Source organism: Micromonospora sp. WMMD964, from assembly GCF_029581455.1.
Lineage (GTDB): Bacteria > Actinomycetota > Actinomycetes > Mycobacteriales > Micromonosporaceae > Micromonospora.
The window spans coordinates 321,701-339,832 of record NZ_CP120860.1 but is presented as its reverse complement, the minus strand read 5'-3'; the positions used below and the strand labels follow the sequence as shown (position 1 = coordinate 339,832).

The window sequence follows — 18,132 nt, the reverse complement described above, 5'->3', positions numbered from 1 at the left end:
TGGCGCCCGTCCAGTTGTGACCAACTGGCGGGCGCCATGGTCTGCCTGGGGCCCTAGCGCCCGGTAACATCGGAATCGATTTATGTAGTCGGGCGCATCTGCCCGGAGCGGGGTAGGGCTGTTAGAGTCCCATCCCAGTCATGGATTGCGGGCGCTCGCCCGTGATCCACCCCGACCCGCCAGGGATCACCGGCGGCCCGCCTCGCGCAGGAGGAAGAAGTTGCTGTCCGCCTTTCTCAGTGCGTTCCGTACGCCTGACCTGCGCAAGAAGCTGCTGTTCACAGTAGGCATCATCGCGGTCTACCGGCTGGGCGCGACGCTCCCCAGCCCAGGCGTCTCGTACGGCAACGTGCAGAAGTGCCTCGACACCATCCAGGGTGACACCACCGGGGTGGTGAACCTGCTCAACCTCTTCTCCGGCGGAGCGCTGCTGCAGCTCTCGGTCTTCGCGCTGGGCATCATGCCCTACATCACCGCGTCGATCATCCTGCAGCTGCTGACCGTCGTGATCCCGCGCCTCGAGCAGCTCCGCAAGGAGGGCCAGGCCGGCCAGGCGAAGATCACCCAGTACACCCGCTACCTGACCCTCGGTCTCGGTGTACTGCAGGCGTCGGCGTTCGTGGCCCTGGCCCGCTCGGGCCAGCTCTTCCAGAACCGCTGCGACCAGTTCCCGATCATCCCCACCGGCACCGGCATCCCGGACTGGCTGACGCTGTCCATCCTGGTGATGACGATGACCGCCGGTACCGGCATGGTCATGTGGCTCGGTGAGCTGATCACCGACCGCGGCGTCGGCAACGGCATGTCCGTCCTGATCTTCACCTCGATCGCGGCCCGGCTGCCCAGCGAGGGCTGGCAGATCAAGACCAGCAAGGGCTGGGACATGTTCGCCCTGGTCATCGCGCTGGTCCTGGTGGTCATCACCGCTGTCACCTTCATCGAGCAGGCGCAGCGCCGGATCCCGGTGCAGTACGCCAAGCGGATGATCGGCCGGCGGATGTACGGCGGCACCTCGACCTACATCCCGCTCAAGGTCAACCAGGCGGGTGTCATCCCGGTCATCTTCGGCTCGTCGCTGCTCTACCTGCCGCAGCTGGCCCTGCAGTTCTTCGACCAGACCGACCCGGGCAAGACCCAGGCGTGGATCCAGAACAACCTGGTCAACCCGAGCAGCCCGATCTACATCTCGGTCTACTTCCTGCTGATCATCTTCTTCACGTACTTCTACGTCTCGATCACGTTCAACCCGACCGAGGTCGCGGACAACATGAAGAAGTACGGCGGGTTCGTGCCGGGCATCCGCCCGGGCAAGCCGACGGCCGACTACCTGGACTTCATCCTCAGCCGGATCACCCTGCCGGGCGCGCTCTACCTGGGTGTCATCTCGATCCTGCCGAACTTCTTCTTCATCTGGCTGGACAACCAGCAGTACCAGAACTTCCCGTTCGGCGGCACCGCTGTGCTCATCATGGTCGGCGTCGGTCTGGAGACCGTGAAGCAGATCGAGAGCCAACTCATGCAGCGGAACTACGAAGGGTTCCTGCGGTAGATGAGACTCGTTCTGGTTGGCCCGCCGGGGGCGGGCAAGGGCACACAGGCCGAGTTCATCGCCGCGCACCTCTCGGTGCCGAAGATCTCGACCGGAGACATCTTCCGGTCGAACGTCACCCAGGGCACTCCGCTGGGTGTCGAGGCGAAGCGGTACATGGACGCGGGCGAGCTGGTTCCGGACGAGGTCACCATCAACATGGTCCGGGACCGGCTGGCCGAGCCCGACGCCAGCGAGGGGTTCCTGCTCGACGGCTTCCCGCGGACCACTCCGCAGGCGGCCGCTCTGGACAAGCTCCTCGCCGATCTGGGGACGGCGCTCGACCTGGTCCTGGAGCTGGTCGTCGACGACGACGAGGTGATCCGGCGGCTCTCCGGCAGGCGCACCTGCCGGGGCTGCGGCAAGATCTGGCACGTCGAGTTCGACGCCACCACCCGGCCCGGCATCTGTGACCGGTGCGGCGCCGAGCTGTTCCAGCGCGACGACGACAAGCCGGAGACGATCGCCACCCGGCTTCGGGAGTACGGCGAGAAGACCGCGCCCCTGGTCGACTACTACGGCGCCCAGGGCAAGCTGGTCGGGATCGACGCGACCGGGCCGGTGGAGGACGTCACCACCCGGGCCATCGACGCCCTGCGGTCGTACGGCGGCTGAGGTCCGGCCGGACCACGGCGGATAGAGTGCGAACAGCGGGGTACGCGAGACGTGCCCCGCTGTTCTGCAACGAAAGGTAATCGCTCCATGCGTCGTCCCCAGCTGGACATCCAGCTGAAGACCCCTGACCAGATCGAGAAGATGCGGGCCGCCGGGCTGGTGGTGGCCGAGGCGCTTCGACGGATGCGGGAGGCTGTCGCCCCCGGTGTGAGCACCGCCGATCTGGACGCCATCGCCGAGTCGACCATCCGCGAGGCGGGTGGCGTCCCGTCGTTCAAGGGCTACCACGGCTTCCCTGCGTCGATCTGCTCCTCGGTCAACGAGCAGATCGTCCACGCGATCCCCTCGCCGAAGCAGGTGCTCGCCGACGGCGACCTCATCAGCATCGACTGCGGAGCCGTGCTGGACGGGTGGCACGGCGACTCCGCGATCACGGTCGGGGTCGGCGACGTCGACCCGGCACTGCTGAAGATGGCCGAGGTCGCCGAGGACGCCATGTGGGCCGGTATCGCCGCCGCCGCTCGTGGCGCGGCGAGCGGCAAGGGCCGGCTCACGGACATCTCCCACGCGGTGGAGACCGCCGTCCGCAAGGGCGGCCGGTACGGCATCGTCGACGGCTACGGCGGGCACGGCATCGGCACGGAGATGCACCAGGACCCGCACGTGCTCAACCACGGCCGGCCGGGCAAGGGCCCGCGCCTGGTTCCCGGCATGGCGTTGGCCATCGAGCCGATGATCACGATGGCCTCCCCGCGTACCGTCGAGTTGTCCGACGGGTGGACGGTCGTCACCCGGGACGGCTCGGTGGCAGCGCACGTCGAGCACTCGATGGCGCTGCTGCCGGACGGGGTCTGGGTGCTGACCGCGTTCGACGGGGGCCGGGCCCGCCTCGGTGACCTGGTCACCGCCCGTCAGCCCGCCGCCTCGACGACCCCCTGATCAGCCGAGCCCGGCCGGTCATTCCCGAACAGCCGGGCGGACCGGCTGCGTCGCCCCGACCCTGTCGTGACCGGCCAGCCCGCCTCGCCACCGCTCCGCCCTAGTGATCGACTCCGTATCGCCGGAATGGCGGTATCAGGGCGCTCGGATGCCCCCAGGTCGGCGATACGGAGTCGATCAAGTGCGCCGGTTGGACCGGGGTGGGGCCGGATTGGCGTGGCGGTGGCATGCTTGCGCGCATGGACGGGCACGACGGGATGCGAGCGGCGGACGCGGACCGGGAAGCAGTGGCCGAACGGTTGCGGGTCGCCCTCAACGAGGGTCGGTTGGACCTGCACGAGTACGACGAGCGGTTGCAGCGGGCGTATGCGGCGCGTACATACGCTGATCTTGAAGTGCTCCTGACCGATCTGCCGCCGGTGACGCCGCCGCAGCGGTCCGGACTGGCACCGGCTGTGGGTACCGCTCCGGCGGTCGGCGCGCCGGGTGTCCAGTCCGGCCCGGTCGCCACCCGCGGCGTCACCGCCCGTTGGCTGGCCGAGGTGTGGCTGCCGTACCTCAACGTGGTGGCCATCGTGGTGACGATCTGGGCGGTGGCCTCGCTGCTCAGTCGGGACCTGCTCTACTTCTGGCCGGTGTGGGTGGCCGGGCCGTGGGGTGCGGTGCTGCTGGTCCGCACGGTCACCGGGCTGACCGGCGGAGAGCCGCAGCGCCAGGCCGTCGAACGGGAGCGCCGCCGGCAGCGTAAACGGGACAAGCGGGAGCGGCGGCGCGAGTTGCGCGCCGCCGAGTCGGACGAACCGGACGACCCCACCGCACCGGCCTGACCTCGACGCCACCTCACCGTCCGCGGCGGGTGGCTGATCCCTTGATCGACTCGGGATCCGCGAAGCCGGGGTGTCGAAGGCGGTTCGTCACCGCGGGTTCCGTGAAGGCGAGTCGATCATGATGCGCCGGCGGCAACTGCATGATCAACGAGAGTCTGCGGGTCGGAGCGGGTGGCCGGTTTGGCGGGCGCCAGTCGGCGGGCGTACACTTTCAGATCGGCGCACAGCGTCCACTCCGGCATGCCCACCCTGCGCTTCGGTGGGAGCTGGAGCCGCGGCTGGCGCGGTCTTCTGATCATGGTCAGATTTCCGTGTAAGGCGTTGTGGGTCGCCCGGAGCAATCGACGTCAGGACAGCGGAGGACATGCCGAAAAAAGACGGAGCCATTGAGATCGAGGGTCGGGTCATCGAGCCCCTGCCGAACGCCATGTTCCGGGTGGAGCTCGCGAACGGTCACAAGGTGTTGGCTCACATCAGCGGGAAGATGCGACAGCACTACATCCGCATCCTTCCGGAGGACCGGGTCGTCGTCGAACTCTCGCCGTACGACCTGACCCGCGGGCGCATCGTCTACCGCTACAAGTAGTCCTGACGACGGCCGGGAAGTCCCGTGTCCGTCTTCGACGTCCGGCGTCGCGCAGAGCGCGTCCCCGGGCCAGATGGGAAGTAAGGCAACCGTGAAGGTCAAGCCGAGCGTCAAGAGGATCTGCAACAAGTGCCGGGTTATCCGCCGGCACGGCCGGGTCATGGTGATCTGCACCGACCCGCGCCACAAGCAGCGCCAGGGCTGAGTCAGCCCACACATCACACATGCTCGTCCCAGCCGCGAGCGGTACGCGAGACGTACTCCTTCGTGGCTGACCCCCGGTCGGAGGCCGGGGCCCGCTTGGGCAGCGACCGATCCCGGTCGCCGGCGCTTCTCGCGTCGGAAAGACGGGACGGCCGGTAGCGGGGTGGGACGGGTCCACACCTCCGCCACACATAACGAGGAGTACGCCCGCACATGGCACGTCTAGTCGGCGTGGATCTCCCCCGCGAAAAGCGGTTGGAGATCGCGCTCACCTACATCTTCGGGGTCGGTCGCACCCGCGCCCTGGAGACGCTCGCCGCCACCGGCATCTCGCCGGACAAGCGCGCTCGGGACCTCACGGACGAGGAGCTCGTGCAGCTCCGCGACCACATCGAGGGCAACTACAAGGTTGAAGGCGACCTGCGCCGCGAGGTCGCCGCTGACATCCGCCGCAAGGTTGAGATCGGCTGCTACGCCGGCATCCGGCACCGCCGGGGCCTGCCCGTGCGTGGCCAGCGGACCAAGACCAACGCCCGGACCCGCAAGGGCCCGAAGCGGACCGTCGCCGGCAAGAAGAAGCCCGGCAAGAAGTAAGACGTAGACCGGAATACGGGTCTGGGTCCGCCGAGCTAGGCCAGGCCGCAACCTGTATCGGGAAGTCAACTAGGAGCGCAGAAGACTTATGCCACCGAAGGCTCGTGCCGGAGCCGCTGTCAAGAAGGTCCGGCGCAAGGAACGCAAGAACGTCGCCCACGGGCAGGCGCACATCAAGAGCACGTTCAACAACACCATCGTGTCCATCACGGACCCGACCGGTGCGGTCATCTCCTGGGCCTCCGCCGGCCAGGTCGGCTTCAAGGGCTCTCGCAAGTCGACTCCGTTCGCCGCGCAGCTGGCCGCCGAAGCCGCCGCGCGTCGCGCCATGGAGCACGGCATGCGCAAGGTCGACGTGTTCGTCAAGGGCCCCGGCTCCGGCCGGGAGACCGCCATCCGTTCGCTGCAGGCCGTGGGCCTCGAGGTCGGTCAGATCTCCGACGTCACCCCGCAGCCGCACAACGGATGCCGTCCGCCGAAGCGTCGCCGGGTCTGAGAGGTAGAGAGAGATGGCTCGTTACACCGGTGCTGACTGCCGCCGTTGCCGGCGGGAGAAGATGAAGCTGTTCCTCAAGGGCAGCAAGTGCGATGGTCCGAAGTGCCCGTTCGAGTCCCGGCCGTTCCCGCCCGGGCAGCACGGCCGCGGCCGCACCAAGGAGACGGAGTACCTGCTCCAGCTCCGTGAGAAGCAGAAGGCCCGCCGCGTCTACGGCGTGCTGGAGAAGCAGTTCCGCGGCTACTACGAGGAAGCCGTCGGCAAGCAGGCCAAGACCGGTGAGGTCCTCCTGCAGATCCTCGAGTCGCGGCTGGACAACGTCGTTTACCGGGCCGGCTTCGCCCACTCGCGGGACATGGCCCGCCAGCTGGTCAAGCACGGTCACTTCACGGTGAACGGCAAGAAGGTCGACATCCCGTCGTACCGCGTCAAGGAGCACGACATCATCGAGGTTCGGGGCAAGAGCAAGGAGCTCACCCCGTTCGTCGTCGCGCAGGCCCAGGCCGGCTCGAAGACGGTTCCGGCGTGGCTCGAGGCCATCCCGAGCCAGATGAAGGTGCTCGTGCACTCCCTCCCGGCCCGGCAGGTCATCGACACGCAGGTCCAGGAGCAGCTGATCGTCGAGCTCTACTCCAAGTAGTCGGGCTCGTTGCGGTGGCCCGTCCCGCCAGGGGCGGGCCACCGGAACAGTTTGTGTCGTGGACGTCAAATAGCGGGCGTCCCGGAAGAGAAGAGAAAAGATGCTCATCAGCCAGCGACCCTCCCTGTCCGAGGAGTCGATCAACGAGACCCGGTCGCGGTTCGCCATCGAGCCGCTGGAGCCGGGCTTCGGCTACACCCTGGGTAACTCGCTGCGGCGTACGCTGCTGTCGTCGATCCCGGGCGCGGCCGTCACCTCGATCAAGATCGACGGCGTTCTGCACGAGTTCACCACGATCCCCGGTGTCAAGGAGGACGTGGTCGAGCTCGTCATGAACATCAAGGAGCTGTGCGTCAGCTCCGAGCACGACGAGCCGGTCAGCATGTACCTGCGCAAGCAGGGCCCGGGCGACGTGACGGCGGGCGACATCCAGCCCCCGGCCGGCGTCTCGGTGCACAACCCGGATCTCAAGCTCGCCACCCTCAACGGCAAGGGCCGGCTCGACATGGAGCTGACCGTCGAGCGGGGCCGGGGTTACGTGACGGCCGCGCAGAACAAGCAGTCCGGTGCGGAGATCGGCCGGATCCCGGTCGACTCGATCTACTCGCCGGTGCTGAAGGTGACCTACCGCGTCGAGGCGACCCGTGTGGAGCAGCGCACGGACTTCGACCGGCTGATCATCGACGTCGAGACCAAGCCGTCGATGGGCCCGCGTACCGCGCTGGCCTCCGCCGGTTCGACGCTGGTGGAGCTCTTCGGGCTGGCCCGGGAGCTGGACGAGACCGCCGAGGGCATCGACATCGGGCCGTCCCCGCAGGACGCCCAGCTGGCGGCGGACCTCGCTCTGCCGATCGAGGAGCTGGACCTCACCGTCCGCTCCTACAACTGCCTCAAGCGCGAGGGCATCAACTCCGTTGGTGAGCTCATCGGGCGTACCGAGGCCGACCTCCTCGACATTCGTAACTTCGGTCAGAAGTCGATCGACGAGGTCAAGATGAAGCTCGCCGGGATGGGTCTCGGGCTGAAGGACTCGGCTCCGAACTTCGACCCGGCGCACGTCGTGGACACCTTCGGCGAGGCCGACTACGACACCGACGACTACCGCGAGACCGAGCAGCTCTAGTCCGCGCTGCCGCCACAACTGAGGAGCACCAAAAATGCCCACGCCCACCAAGGGCCCCCGCCTCGGCGGCAGCCCCTCGCACGAGCGGCTGATGCTGGCCAACCTGGCCACTGCGCTGTTCCAGCACGGCAAGATCCAGACCACCGAGACGAAGGCTCGGCGGCTGCGTCCGCTGGCCGAGCAGCTCATCACCAAGGCCAAGCGTGGTGACCTCGCCTCGCGTCGGCGGGTGCTGGGTGTCGTCAAGGACAAGGACGTGGTCTACGCCCTGTTCGACCAGATCGCGCCCCGGTACGCCAACCGCCCCGGCGGTTACACCCGGATCGTGAAGACCGGCCCGCGCAAGGGTGACGCCGCTCCGATGGCGATCATCGAGCTGGTGGAGGAGCTTCAGGTCGCCGAGCCGAAGGCGAACAAGAAGACCGCCGCCCGCAAGGCCGCGCAGCAGGACAAGGTCGAGGCGCTCGCCCCGGCCGAGGAGGCCCCGAAGTCGGCCGACGCCGACCAGGACTCCGAGGCGCCGGTGTCGGCGTCCGGTGACACCGACGCCGCCCGCGAGGACAGCGACGAGGCCACCGAGAACAAGGCCTGATCAAGGGCATCGTCGGGCCCGGCACCCCATCGGGGTGTCGGGCCCGACCCGTTACAGGAGGTACGAGGTGGACGAGCTGATCCGGCTGCGGCTGGACGTCTCGTACGACGGCACGGACTTCTCCGGGTGGGCCCCGCAGCCGACCCGCCGCACTGTCGCCGGGGTGCTGATCGAGACCCTGGCCCTGGTCCTCGGTGCCGACACGGTCACCGGGCTGACGGTGGCCGGGCGGACCGACGCCGGGGTGCACGCCACCGGGCAGGTCTGCCACCTGGACCTACCCGCTGACGTGTGGCGGGAGCACGAGGGGCGGTTGCTGCGCCGCCTGGCCCGGCTGCTCCCCGGCGACGTACGCGTACGCGCGATGACCGAGGTGCCGGCCGACTTCGACGCCCGGTTCTCGGCGACCTTCCGGCGCTACGAGTACCGGGTCACCGACGCGCCCTTCGGTGCCGAGCCGCTGCGTCGGCACGAGGTGTTGGCCTGGCCGAAGCCGCTGGACCTGGCCGCGTTGAACGCCGCGGCGGGCGGCCTGGTCGGTGAGCACGACTTCGCCGCGTACTGCCGGCGCAAGGAGAACGCGACCACGCTGCGCGAGGTGACCCGGCTGGACTGGCGGCGCGACCCGGACGGCATCCTGGTCGCCACCGTCCAGGCCGACGCGTTCTGCCAGGCGATGGTGCGCAGCCTGGTGGGGGCGATGCTGGTGGCGGGTGACGGCCGCCGGCCGGTCGAGTGGCCGGGCAGCCTGCTCATCAATCGGGAGCGTTCCAGCGAGGTGACGGTGGCACCGGCGCGCGGATTGACGCTGGTGGCCGTGGGTTACCCGACCGATCCGGCGGAGTACGCCCGCCGTGCGGACCTCACCCGTCGGCTGCGGGTTCCGGTCGAGGGCTGACCTCCGGGTCAGTCGCCCGGCAGGTCGTCGCCGCTCTGCGTGCCGCTGTTGTCGGTCGGCGCTGCCGTCGGTTGTGCGGCGGTGCCACCGTCGGCGCGTTGTTGCAGCACTCCACGGCTGAGGTGCAGCTCGATCATGTCGAACAGGATCTCGCCGACCTTGGCGTCGCCCGCCTTGATCGCAGTTCCGTCCTCGCGGACCACCAGGGCGTACGCCAGGTAGTGGCCGCGTACCTGCCAGCCGACCCGTGCCGGAGCGCTGGCGAGCACGTCGGTGCCGTCGCCCTCGTTGCCGGTGAGGCCACGGAACCGACCCTGCCGCTCGTCGAGCAGTTGTCGAACGCGGTCCCGGGCCCGTTCCGCACTGGCCTTGTCGGTGAGGTTGAACAGTCCGGCGGTGACCAGGTGATCGCCGCCGGGTGTCCGCAGCGTGGCCCGGACGACCTGGTTGCAGCCGAGTCGGACCAGCAGGTCGGCGACCTCGCCGGTGGCGGCGACCGCGCAACTGCCGCTGGACTGGGTCTTCACGACCTGGTAACTCGGCTGACCTTCGCCGAGCTTCAGTTCCTTGCCGGGGAAGAGTTCCTTGGCGGTGAGCGGGGACTGGTCGGTGTCTCGGGAGTCCAGGGTGAGCCGTTCCGCCGGGGCGGACGTCGGTGCGGCGTTCGGTTGGAACGTCGGGGTGGACTGCGGTTGCGGGCCGCGTTCGGAGAGCAGCGCGGCGGCACCCAGGCCGCAGAGGGCGAGCAGCACCAGGACGGCCGCACCCCCGATCAACACCTGCCACAGTCGGCCGCCGCCGCGCCGGGTGGGCGGCTCCATCGGCGTGGCCGAGGTGTAGACCTGGCTGCGGGGCGCGGCGGGCGGGATCTCGGCACGGGCCGGCGGCGGTGGCGGTAGCGACGGCTGCGACGAAGACGGCAGCGACGGCGACGGCCGCGAGGACGACGGCAGCGAGAGCTGGTTCGGCCGGGGCAGCGACGGCGCGGGGAAGCGTGACGGTGAGGGCCCGGCCGGCGGGGGCGGACCGGCGCCGAGCGCCGAGCGGTCGGACCCGGGCTCCGGGTACTCCTCGAAAGCGTCCTCATCGGACTCGTACCGATACACCATGTCGCCCAGAGTAAGAGCTATTGTCCCTTTTGGTGATAATTTCAGGGAAATGCGTGCGCAGGCCGCGTCGGGGTCGGCCCCGACCGGTGCGAGAATTGCCGACGTGACCGGCGACCACTACTTCACCGCTCAGCCCGCCAGCGACGCCCCGGCGCGCGAGGTCGAGTTCTCCGTCGCCGACCGCGACTACCGGCTCGCCTCCGCGGGCGGGGTCTTCTCCGCCAGCCGACTCGACCCGGGCACCGCTGTGCTGCTGCGCAAGGCGGAGCTGCCCGCCGCCGACACCAGCGGTGACCTGCTCGACCTGGGCTGCGGATTCGGGCCGATCACCTGCGTCCTGGCCGACCTGGCACCGACCAGCACCGTCTGGGCCGTCGACGTCAACGCCCGCGCCCGCGAGCTGACCGCCGCCAACGCGGCCCGGGTCGACGCCGCCGACCGGGTCCGGGTCAGCGCGCCGGACGACGTGCCGCCGGACGTTCGGTTCGCCCAGATCTGGTCCAACCCTCCCATCCGGATCGGTAAGGACGGGCTGCACGAACTGCTGCTGCGGTGGCTGCCCCGGCTCGCACCGGACGGCGTCGGCTGGCTGGTCGTCGCCCGGCACCTCGGCGGCGACTCGTTGCAGCGCTGGCTCACCGAGCAGAACTGGCAGGTGGAGCGGCACGCCAGCCAGAAAGGCTTCCGGGTGCTACGAGTCACCCGGTAATTGGATGTCCCCTCCGGCCCTCGCTGGGGCAGGATCCCCGCGTGGGATACGTGGACGTGGCAGGGGTCGGGCACATTCTGCCCGACGGTCGGGAACTCTTCGCCGACGTGTCGTTCCGGGTCGGGGAGGGCGCCAAGGTCGCCCTGGTCGGGCCGAACGGCGCGGGTAAGACGACACTGCTGAGGATGGTCGCCGGTGATCTGCCGGTGCGCACCGGCGTCGTCGCACGCGCCGGTGGGCTGGGCGTGATGCGCCAGTTCATCGGCATGATCGGCGATGAGTCGACGCTCGCCGACCTGGCGCTGTCGCTCGCCCCGCCCGCACTGCGCGACGCCGGCCGCCGGCTGGGCGAGACCGAGACGGCTATGCGGGCCGCCGAAGCCCGGGGCAAGTTCAGCAACGCCGCGAGCAAGGCCCAGTTGGCGTACGCGGACGCGCTCGGCGCCTGGGGCGAGGCCGGCGGGTACGACGCCGAGGTGCTCTTCGACACCGTCGCGACGATCGTGCTGGGCCGACAGTGGGACGCGGTCCGGGACCGGCCGGTGCGCACCCTCTCCGGTGGCCAGCAGAAGCGCTTCGCCCTGGAGTTGCTGCTGCGTGGCCCGGACGAGGTGCTGCTGCTCGACGAGCCGGACAACTTCCTCGACGTGCCCGGCAAGCGTTGGCTGGAGGCGCGGCTGCGTGAGTCGACCAAGTCGGTGCTCTACGTCTCGCACGACCGTGAGCTGCTGGCCCAGAGCGCGGACCGGGTGGTCGCCGTCGAGGGTGGCAGCGCCTGGGTGCACCCGGGTGGCTTCGCCGGCTGGCACGACGCCCGCGTCGCCCGGCACGCCCGACTCGACGAACTGCGGCGGCGCTGGGACGAGGAGCACCAGAAGCTGCGCGAGCTGATGCTGATGTACAAGCAGAAGGCCGCGTACAACGACGGGTTGGCCTCGCGCTACCAGGCCGCGCAGACCCGGTTGCGCAAGTTCGAGGAGGCCGGGCCGCCGCCCGTACCACCGAAGGACCAGGACATCCGGATGCGGCTGGCCGGCGGGCGCACCGGCAAGCGTGCGGTCGTCTGCGAGCAGCTTGAGTTGGACGGCCTGACGTTCCCCTTCGACCTGGAGATCTGGTACGGCGACCGGGTGGCGGTGCTCGGTGCCAACGGCACCGGCAAGTCCCACTTCCTGCGGTTGCTGGCCCGGGGCGGCACCGACCCCGACCCGGCCAACGGGCCGGTCGACGGGGCGGGAGCGCTCGCTCCGGTGGCGCACGACGGCACGGCCCGGCTCGGTGCCCGGGTCCGCCCCGGGCACTTCTCGCAGACCCACGACCGCCCGGAGCTGATGTCGAAGACCCTCGTCGAGATCCTCTGGCGGGGCGACGAGCACCGCACCGGGATGGACCGGCACGCGGCGATGGGGGTGCTCAGCCGGTACGAGTTGGCGGCGCAGGGCGACCAGCGCTTCGGCACGCTCTCCGGCGGGCAGCAGGCCCGTTTCCTGGTGCTGCTGCTGGAGTTGTCCGGGGCGACCCTGCTGCTGCTCGACGAACCCACCGACAACCTCGACCTGGCCAGCGCGGAGGCCCTCGAAGCGGGCCTGAACGCCTTCGAGGGGACGGTGATCGCGGTGACCCACGACCGCTGGTTCACCCGCTCCTTCGACCGGTTCGTGCTGTTCCGGGGCGACAACGAGGTGGTGGAGACTCCCGAACCGGTCTGGGACGTCGGGTGATCCCCGCCGATCTGCCCGATCGGCTGTGCGCCGTCGGAGCGCGCTGCCCGGCGGGCTAGGACGGAACCAGGCGTTCGAGGCGGCGGCGGGCCTCCGCAATCGCGGGGTCGCCCACGTCCTCGTAGATCTGCACGGCCTGGCGCCAGGCGGAGGAGGCGGCGGTCAGGTCGCCCATCCCTTCCCGGGTGTCACCGAGTCGGATGAGGGTCTCCGCCTCGTGGTAGCGGTCGGCGGAGTCGCGAAAGAGTTGGATCGCCTGCTCGTAGCAGTCGGCCGCGCGGTCGCGTTCACCGAGGCGGTCGTAGGCGAAGCCAAGGCTGTCGAGCGTCGCGGCCTGGCCGTTGCGATCGTCGCTTCGTCGTTGTTGGTCGAGAGCTTCTGTGCAGCTCTCGATCGCCTGGGCGTAGTCGCCGGTGGTGGCCAGCAGCCAGCCGATCGCGTTGAGTGTCCGAGCTTCACCCGAGCGGTTGCCCGCCAGCCGGTAGAGCCGTAGCGCCTCGCGACCGTGTGCGAGGGCCTCGTCGAAACGGCCGTCCAGATAGCAGAGTTCACAGTAGTTGTGCAGCGTCTGCGCCTGGCCGGTCGGATCGCCGAGGCGTTCGTGCAGCTCGAGTGCGCGCTTCAGCCGGTGCTCGGCGGCATCGCGATCGCCGAGTCGGGTCAGGGCACGGGAGAGTAGCCGGTTGGCGGCAGCCTGACCGGCCAGGTCGCCGATCTTCTCCGCGGCGGCCAGCGCGACCCGTTGGATGTCGAGCTGGTCCTGCCACAGGCCACGCGGCGCGACGAAGGTGTTCAACGCCCAGGCGATCTGCCAGGCGTACGCTTCGAACCCGCGCTCGGCGGCCTGCCGAACCACCCGAATCAGCACCCGGTGCTCCGCCGTGAACCAGGCGAGCGCGCCGCCGTGGTCGGTCGCCGGCCGCCTGGTGGGTACGGGCAGCGGCGGCACCGGCTCGATCGGGGGCCACTGCGGCTGGAGCAGTAGCGCGGCCGGATAGGCGGCGTGCAGGTAGTGGTCGTACAGGCGCTGTCGGGCGGCGGTGTGGTCGTCGGCGCGCTCCGACGACTCCGCCAGCTCGGCGGCATAGGCGCGGAGAAGATCGTGGAAGGCGTAGCGGCCGGGCGTGTGCTCGCTCAGCAGATTGAGCCGAGTCAACTCGCGCAGTCGCGGCGTGACGACTGCGGTCGGCTCACCGGCCAGTGCCGCGGCTGCGACGGCGGTCAGGTCCGGGCCCGGGTGCAGCCCCAGCAGGGTGAACAACCGGGCCGCGTCCGGCCGCAACGCCAGGTACGACCAGGAGAAGACGCGCCGCACGTCGCCGTCGGCCAACACGTCGAGCCGCGCCTCGGTGGAGTGCAACTCGGCGGCGATGGCGCTGAGCGGAAAGGTGGGGTGGGTGGCGACGCGTGCCGCCACTATCGCCAGCGCCAGCGGTAGCCGGCCGGCGGCCTCGACGATGTCGGCCACCGCACCCGGCTCGGAGGCGAGGCGGCCGACCCCGAGCCGGCCGGCGAGCAGGCTTGTCGACTCCTCCGCCGTGAGCACGCCCAGTGTCAACGGCACCGCGCACTCGGCGGCGATCAGGCCACCGAGCCGGTCCCGGCTGGTGACCACGACCATGCAGCCACCGGCACCGGGTAGCAGGGCGCGAACCTGGGCGGAGTCGCGGGCGTTGTCGAGCATCACGAGCATCCGGCGGGAGGCCAGCAGGCTGCGGTAGAGACCCGTCCGGGCCTCCGTGCCGGCGGGTATCCGGGAGTGCGGCACACCGAGCGCTTCGAGGAATTCGGACAGCGCGTCGAGCGGGGACACCACCCCGGCTTCGTCGTAGCCCCGAAGGTTGACATAGAGCTGGCCGTCGGGAAAGCGGTCGGCGACCCGGTGCGCCCAGTGCAGGGCCAGGGCGGTCTTGCCGACTCCAGCCATGCCGGACACCGCGGAGATGGCCACTGTGCCCGACCCCTGTGCACCGCCCTCCAGCAGCGCGTCGAGGCTCGCCAGTTCGGCGGCGCGACCGACGAACTCCGGTACCGCGCGCGGCAACTGCTCGGGGCGCAGGACGTGCGGCACCGGCGCCGGCCCGTCCGAGCCCGAGGGTGGGTGCGCTGCCAACCCCGGTCGGTGATGCAGGATGTCGTCGTACACCTTGACGAGCTCCGGTGCCGGATCGAGGCCGGTCTCCTCCGCCAGCGCCTGCCGAGCTTGTCGGAAGGCGTCCAGGGCGCCGGCCACGTCCCCGATGCGGTACAGGCCCACCATCAGCTGGCCCCAGGCACGCTGCCGCAGCGGATGCCGGTCGAGCAGGGACCGGAGCCGGCGCACCACGTCGGCCGGTGCGCCGAGCGCCAGCACCGCCTCCGCGTAGTCCTCCTCGACGAGCAGCCGGCGTTCCTCGAACTGCGCCACCCGCCTGGCCAGCGACGAACGCAGGGGCAGGTCCGACAGTGGGGCCCCGCGCCAAAGCCCCAGCGCGGCGGAGAGCTCGGCCTCGGCACGGTCCATGTCGGAGGCCGCGAGAGCGTCGCGCCCTCGGGCCGCAGCGGCGTCGAAGAGGTCCAGGTCCCGCTCGTCGGGGCCCACCCGGATCACGTAGCCGCCCGCCGCGGCGGTGATCCCGTTCCAGGACTCCCGGTCGCCCAGCGACTGCCGCAGCCCGCGAACGTAGGTGCGGAGGTTCGCCGCGGCCGACGCCGGCTCCTCGTCGCCCCACAGCATCGACGCCAACTCGTTGGTGCCGACGACCTCGTTCGGGCGCAACAGGAGGCCGGCCAGCAGGAGGCGTTGCTTCACCGAGCCCAGCGGAACCGGCCGGCCTTCGCGGTACACCCGGAACGGGCCGAGGATGTCGAAACGCAACCAGGCACCTCACATGTGGGCGCTGCAATCCGGACGCGCGCCGCACCCGGGATGACGGGGCGGGCGGGTGCCCTGTACGCCAGTTGTGCGGCGGATGTACCGGCCCCACCTTACCGTTCAACCGTTCCATCGCCCATCGAAGTATCCACTTCCGTCCAAACAGGGAGATGCATGTCTTCGCTCCACTCCATCCGCCGGGTGCTCGGTAAGGCTGCGGTCCCCGCGGTCGGCGCGGCGTTGGCCATCGGACTCAACGTCACGCTCGCCACGCCGGCCGCGGCCAGCGGCTCCTACACCGGCAGGGCGTACGTCCACGGCACCGGTGCGGTATCCGACGATTTCGATGACGAGGGCGTCGTCAACGTCGGGACGCACCGCAGCTCGAACGTCACCTGTCTGTGGCAGACCATTCTCTGGGCAAATGGTTACCTGCCCTCGTCCGGGATCGACGGCATCTTCGGCGACCAGACCGATGCCGCAACGAGGAACTTCCAGCGCGACAAGAGCCTCACCGCGGACGGTTCCGCCGGCCGGAACAGCTGGACGAAGGCCGGCGACAGGCTCGCGCAGACCGACGACCAGAGCGGGTGGCGGTACGTGGTGTACCGGGGGGCACGGGGCTCCAGGAGCGCGTACAGCGCGCACGAGTTCGTCCTGCAGCGATCGCCCGACGGGAACTACCGGTTCTACCCGCCGCAGGGCGGCGGCCCCTACTGGGCCACCTACAACACCCGCTCCTGCTGATCTTCAGGACCGGCTGGCTCCTTCCGGGGGCCGCCGGGGCGATGACGTCGCCTCGGCGGGCCCTGGAGGGCCGGGCCGTCGGCCGCTGCCCCGCCGAGCCGGCGGCCACCATCGCCGCCGCCCGCGAGCTGGTCACCGAGGTGGTCGGCTGAGCCTCTACCGGGGTGGCCGCCACCTGACAGGCATAGGGTGGTTGTCGTGACAGAGATGACCTATCGCCGGCTGGGCGACTCCGGGCTCGTGGTGTCCGTGGTCGGCATCGGCTGCAACAACTTCGGCCGCAAGCTCGACCTCGACGGCACCCGTGCGGTGGTGGACGCGGCACTGGACGCCGGGATCAACCTGTTCGACACCGCCGACATCTACGGTGAACCGCAGGGCGGCTCCGAGGAACTGCTCGGGCAGGCGCTCAAGGGCCGCCGGGACGACGTGGTGGTGGCCACCAAGTTCGGCATGGACATGCACGGCCTCAACGGGCCGGACTTCGGCGCCCGTGGCGCACGCCGCTACATCGCGCGAGCGGTGGAGGCGTCGCTGCGCCGGCTCGGCACCGATCACATCGACCTGTACCAGATGCACGAGCCCGACCCGGGCACCCCGATCGACGAGACCCTCGCCGCCCTGAACGACCTGGTGCGCGACGGCAAGGTGCGCTACCTGGGCAACTCCAACTTCGCCGGGTGGCAGATCGCCGACGCCGACTGGGTCGCCTCGTCCAACGGGCGGGCCCGCTTCATCAGCGCGCAGAACCACTACAGCCTGCTGGAGCGGTCCGTGGAGACCGAGGTGATCCCCGCGTGCGAGCGGTTCGGGCTGGGCATGCTTCCGTTCTTCCCACTCGCCAACGGCCTGCTCACCGGCAAGTACAAGCGCAGTGAGCAGCCCCCGGCCGGGAGCCGGCTCTCCGGCGGTGGCCGGTACGCGGAGCGGCTCGCCGCAGCCGACTGGGACACCATCGAGGCGATCGAGGCGTACGCGGCCGAGCGGGGTCTGAGCATGCTCCAGGTGGCGATCGGTGGGCTGGCCGCCCAGCCGGCGGTGACCTCGGTGATCGCCGGTGCCACCACGCCGGAGCAGGTCCTCGCCAACGCCGCCGCCGGCACCTGGGAGCCCGGCGACGAGGACCTGGCCGCGCTGCGCGCCATCCTCTGAGCGCGGTGGCGTGCCGGTTCCGTTGATCGAGGCCGCGCGCCGCGTTGATCCACTCGCGTTCCTGAAAGTCGGGGTGACCTGTCGCTGGGGACACCCCGACTTCAGGAAAGCAGAGACGGAACAGGGCCGGGCCGCTGTCGCGGCCCGGCCCTGTCGGCTACTGCCGATGGGTCAGGTGGTCGGGCGGCGGCGGCCGAACAGCATGGCCACCCCCATCGCCAGGGCGACGAGGACCAGGCCGGCCGCCGCGTACGGCCACCAGCCGGCACCCGCCCCGCCGTCCGCCGGCTTGTTCACCGCGACCGGCTCGGGCGCGGGCGGAGTCTGCGCGGCCCGGGCCTGCACCGTCGCGGTGGCCTTGCCCGACAGTGGGGCGGGGGAGTTGACGGTCACCTTCCACGTGCCGGCGGTGAGCACCGCGCCGCTGCTGTAGAAGCCCTGCCCCTCGGGCTGCGGTTCCAACTGCACCGGCCCGACCTTCTGCCCGTCCGGGCCGGTGGCGGTGAGGACCAGTCGTACCACCTGGTCCAGCCGACGCCCGTCGGGGTAGGTGGCCTGGATGGTGACCCCCTCGGCGCCGTCGCCGGCCACCACGAGTTTGAGTTCGTCGGCCTGCGCGGCCTGCGCCGCCTGAGCGGCCGTCGGGGCAGCGGCGAACACCGTCAGAGCCAGTCCGACGAACACGGCGGCCAACGCCTTGCGGATACCCGTCACGGACATCTCCTCACTACGGATGAG

General features: G+C 70.2%; 19 protein-coding genes. 16 read left to right on the top strand and 3 right to left on the bottom strand.

What is annotated here, in order from left to right:
• Window positions 1–220: 220 nt before the first annotated feature.
• From secY to truA, 12 genes are all read left to right on the top strand, one after another.
• A complete protein-coding gene (gene secY, locus O7616_RS01535; RefSeq protein ID WP_282305325.1) occupies window positions 221–1,549 on the top strand; it encodes a preprotein translocase subunit SecY in 1,329 nt (442 codons plus the stop codon).
• Window positions 1,550–2,203 carry an adenylate kinase gene (locus tag O7616_RS01530; protein WP_282264468.1) on the top strand — a complete coding sequence of 218 codons (654 nt, stop codon included), beginning with the start codon at window positions 1,550–1,552 and terminating at the stop codon, window positions 2,201–2,203. It begins immediately after the preceding gene.
• A gap of 87 nt (window positions 2,204–2,290) precedes the next feature.
• Window positions 2,291–3,142, top strand: a complete 852-nt coding sequence (gene map, locus O7616_RS01525) for a type I methionyl aminopeptidase (RefSeq protein ID WP_282264469.1) — start codon at window positions 2,291–2,293, stop codon at window positions 3,140–3,142.
• A 257-nt stretch (window positions 3,143–3,399) separates the two neighbouring features.
• Window positions 3,400–3,969 carry a DUF1707 domain-containing protein gene (locus tag O7616_RS01520; protein WP_282307501.1) on the top strand — a complete coding sequence of 190 codons (570 nt, stop codon included), beginning with the start codon at window positions 3,400–3,402 and terminating at the stop codon, window positions 3,967–3,969.
• 364 nt (window positions 3,970–4,333) lie between these two features.
• Window positions 4,334–4,555, top strand: coding sequence for a translation initiation factor IF-1 (infA, locus tag O7616_RS01515; RefSeq protein ID WP_007073013.1), 222 nt, complete (start codon window positions 4,334–4,336; stop codon window positions 4,553–4,555).
• Between the two features lie 91 nt (window positions 4,556–4,646).
• Entirely contained in the window at window positions 4,647–4,760 is a 114-nt protein-coding gene (gene rpmJ / locus O7616_RS01510; RefSeq protein ID WP_012184307.1) for a 50S ribosomal protein L36, read from the top strand.
• 212 nt (window positions 4,761–4,972) lie between these two features.
• Window positions 4,973–5,353, top strand: coding sequence for a 30S ribosomal protein S13 (rpsM, locus tag O7616_RS01505; protein ID WP_030329917.1), 381 nt, complete (start codon window positions 4,973–4,975; stop codon window positions 5,351–5,353).
• 88 nt (window positions 5,354–5,441) lie between these two features.
• Window positions 5,442–5,849, top strand: coding sequence for a 30S ribosomal protein S11 (gene rpsK / locus O7616_RS01500; protein WP_007073011.1), 408 nt, complete (start codon window positions 5,442–5,444; stop codon window positions 5,847–5,849).
• Between the two features lie 13 nt (window positions 5,850–5,862).
• On the top strand, window positions 5,863–6,489 hold the full coding sequence (gene rpsD, locus O7616_RS01495) for a 30S ribosomal protein S4 (RefSeq protein WP_088987589.1): 627 nt from the start codon (window positions 5,863–5,865) through the stop codon (window positions 6,487–6,489).
• A 100-nt stretch (window positions 6,490–6,589) separates the two neighbouring features.
• Complete coding sequence (locus O7616_RS01490; protein WP_007465227.1) at window positions 6,590–7,612, top strand: DNA-directed RNA polymerase subunit alpha; 1,023 nt, start codon at window positions 6,590–6,592, stop codon at window positions 7,610–7,612.
• A gap of 34 nt (window positions 7,613–7,646) precedes the next feature.
• Window positions 7,647–8,204 (top strand): 50S ribosomal protein L17, encoded by a 558-nt coding sequence (gene rplQ / locus O7616_RS01485; RefSeq protein WP_282264471.1) that lies wholly within the window; start codon window positions 7,647–7,649, stop codon window positions 8,202–8,204.
• A gap of 67 nt (window positions 8,205–8,271) precedes the next feature.
• Complete coding sequence (truA, locus tag O7616_RS01480) at window positions 8,272–9,102, top strand: tRNA pseudouridine(38-40) synthase TruA (RefSeq protein WP_282305324.1); 831 nt, start codon at window positions 8,272–8,274, stop codon at window positions 9,100–9,102.
• 8 nt (window positions 9,103–9,110) lie between these two features.
• On the opposite strand, the gene O7616_RS01475 is transcribed toward truA, so the two are convergent.
• Complete coding sequence (locus O7616_RS01475; RefSeq protein ID WP_282305323.1) at window positions 9,111–10,211, bottom strand: hypothetical protein; 1,101 nt, start codon at window positions 10,209–10,211, stop codon at window positions 9,111–9,113.
• 103 nt (window positions 10,212–10,314) lie between these two features.
• On the opposite strand from O7616_RS01475, the gene O7616_RS01470 reads away from it, so the two are divergent.
• Window positions 10,315–10,920 carry a methyltransferase gene (locus O7616_RS01470; RefSeq protein WP_282305322.1) on the top strand — a complete coding sequence of 202 codons (606 nt, stop codon included), beginning with the start codon at window positions 10,315–10,317 and terminating at the stop codon, window positions 10,918–10,920.
• A gap of 41 nt (window positions 10,921–10,961) precedes the next feature.
• Window positions 10,962–12,641, top strand: coding sequence for an ATP-binding cassette domain-containing protein (locus O7616_RS01465; RefSeq protein ID WP_282305321.1), 1,680 nt, complete (start codon window positions 10,962–10,964; stop codon window positions 12,639–12,641).
• Between the two features lie 55 nt (window positions 12,642–12,696).
• Here O7616_RS01465 and O7616_RS01460 read toward each other — a convergent pair whose 3' ends face one another.
• Window positions 12,697–15,498, bottom strand: coding sequence for a BTAD domain-containing putative transcriptional regulator (locus tag O7616_RS01460; protein WP_282305320.1), 2,802 nt, complete (start codon window positions 15,496–15,498; stop codon window positions 12,697–12,699).
• Between the two features lie 171 nt (window positions 15,499–15,669).
• Here O7616_RS01460 and O7616_RS01455 point away from each other — a divergent pair, with 171 nt between their 5' ends.
• The gene (locus tag O7616_RS01455; protein WP_282305319.1) at window positions 15,670–16,242 is read left to right on the top strand and encodes a peptidoglycan-binding domain-containing protein; all 573 of its coding nucleotides are present in this window, start codon (window positions 15,670–15,672) and stop codon (window positions 16,240–16,242) included.
• A 207-nt stretch (window positions 16,243–16,449) separates the two neighbouring features.
• A complete protein-coding gene (locus O7616_RS01450) occupies window positions 16,450–17,394 on the top strand; it encodes an aldo/keto reductase (protein ID WP_282307500.1) in 945 nt (314 codons plus the stop codon).
• A 171-nt stretch (window positions 17,395–17,565) separates the two neighbouring features.
• Here the strand turns inward: O7616_RS01450 and O7616_RS01445 are convergent, their stop codons facing one another.
• Complete coding sequence (locus O7616_RS01445; RefSeq protein ID WP_282305318.1) at window positions 17,566–18,108, bottom strand: hypothetical protein; 543 nt, start codon at window positions 18,106–18,108, stop codon at window positions 17,566–17,568.
• Between the last annotated feature and the right edge of the window lie 24 nt (window positions 18,109–18,132).

Excerpts from the sequence above, each read along its gene's own strand:
- O7616_RS01530 (WP_282264468.1), top strand. The coding sequence starts at position 1,550 with ATGAGACTCGTTCTGGTTGGCCCGCCGGGGGCGGGCAAGGGCACACAG.
- map (WP_282264469.1), top strand. The coding sequence starts at position 2,291 with ATGCGTCGTCCCCAGCTGGACATCCAGCTGAAGACCCCTGACCAGATC.
- O7616_RS01520 (WP_282307501.1), top strand. The coding sequence starts at position 3,400 with ATGCGAGCGGCGGACGCGGACCGGGAAGCAGTGGCCGAACGGTTGCGG.
- infA (WP_007073013.1), top strand. The coding sequence starts at position 4,334 with ATGCCGAAAAAAGACGGAGCCATTGAGATCGAGGGTCGGGTCATCGAG.
- rpsM (WP_030329917.1), top strand. The coding sequence starts at position 4,973 with ATGGCACGTCTAGTCGGCGTGGATCTCCCCCGCGAAAAGCGGTTGGAG.
- rpsK (WP_007073011.1), top strand. The coding sequence starts at position 5,442 with ATGCCACCGAAGGCTCGTGCCGGAGCCGCTGTCAAGAAGGTCCGGCGC.
- rpsD (WP_088987589.1), top strand. The coding sequence starts at position 5,863 with ATGGCTCGTTACACCGGTGCTGACTGCCGCCGTTGCCGGCGGGAGAAG.
- O7616_RS01490 (WP_007465227.1), top strand. The coding sequence starts at position 6,590 with ATGCTCATCAGCCAGCGACCCTCCCTGTCCGAGGAGTCGATCAACGAG.
- rplQ (WP_282264471.1), top strand. The coding sequence starts at position 7,647 with ATGCCCACGCCCACCAAGGGCCCCCGCCTCGGCGGCAGCCCCTCGCAC.
- O7616_RS01475 (WP_282305323.1), bottom strand. The coding sequence starts at position 10,211 with ATGGTGTATCGGTACGAGTCCGATGAGGACGCTTTCGAGGAGTACCCG.
- O7616_RS01455 (WP_282305319.1), top strand. The coding sequence starts at position 15,670 with ATGTCTTCGCTCCACTCCATCCGCCGGGTGCTCGGTAAGGCTGCGGTC.
- O7616_RS01450 (WP_282307500.1), top strand. The coding sequence starts at position 16,450 with ATGACCTATCGCCGGCTGGGCGACTCCGGGCTCGTGGTGTCCGTGGTC.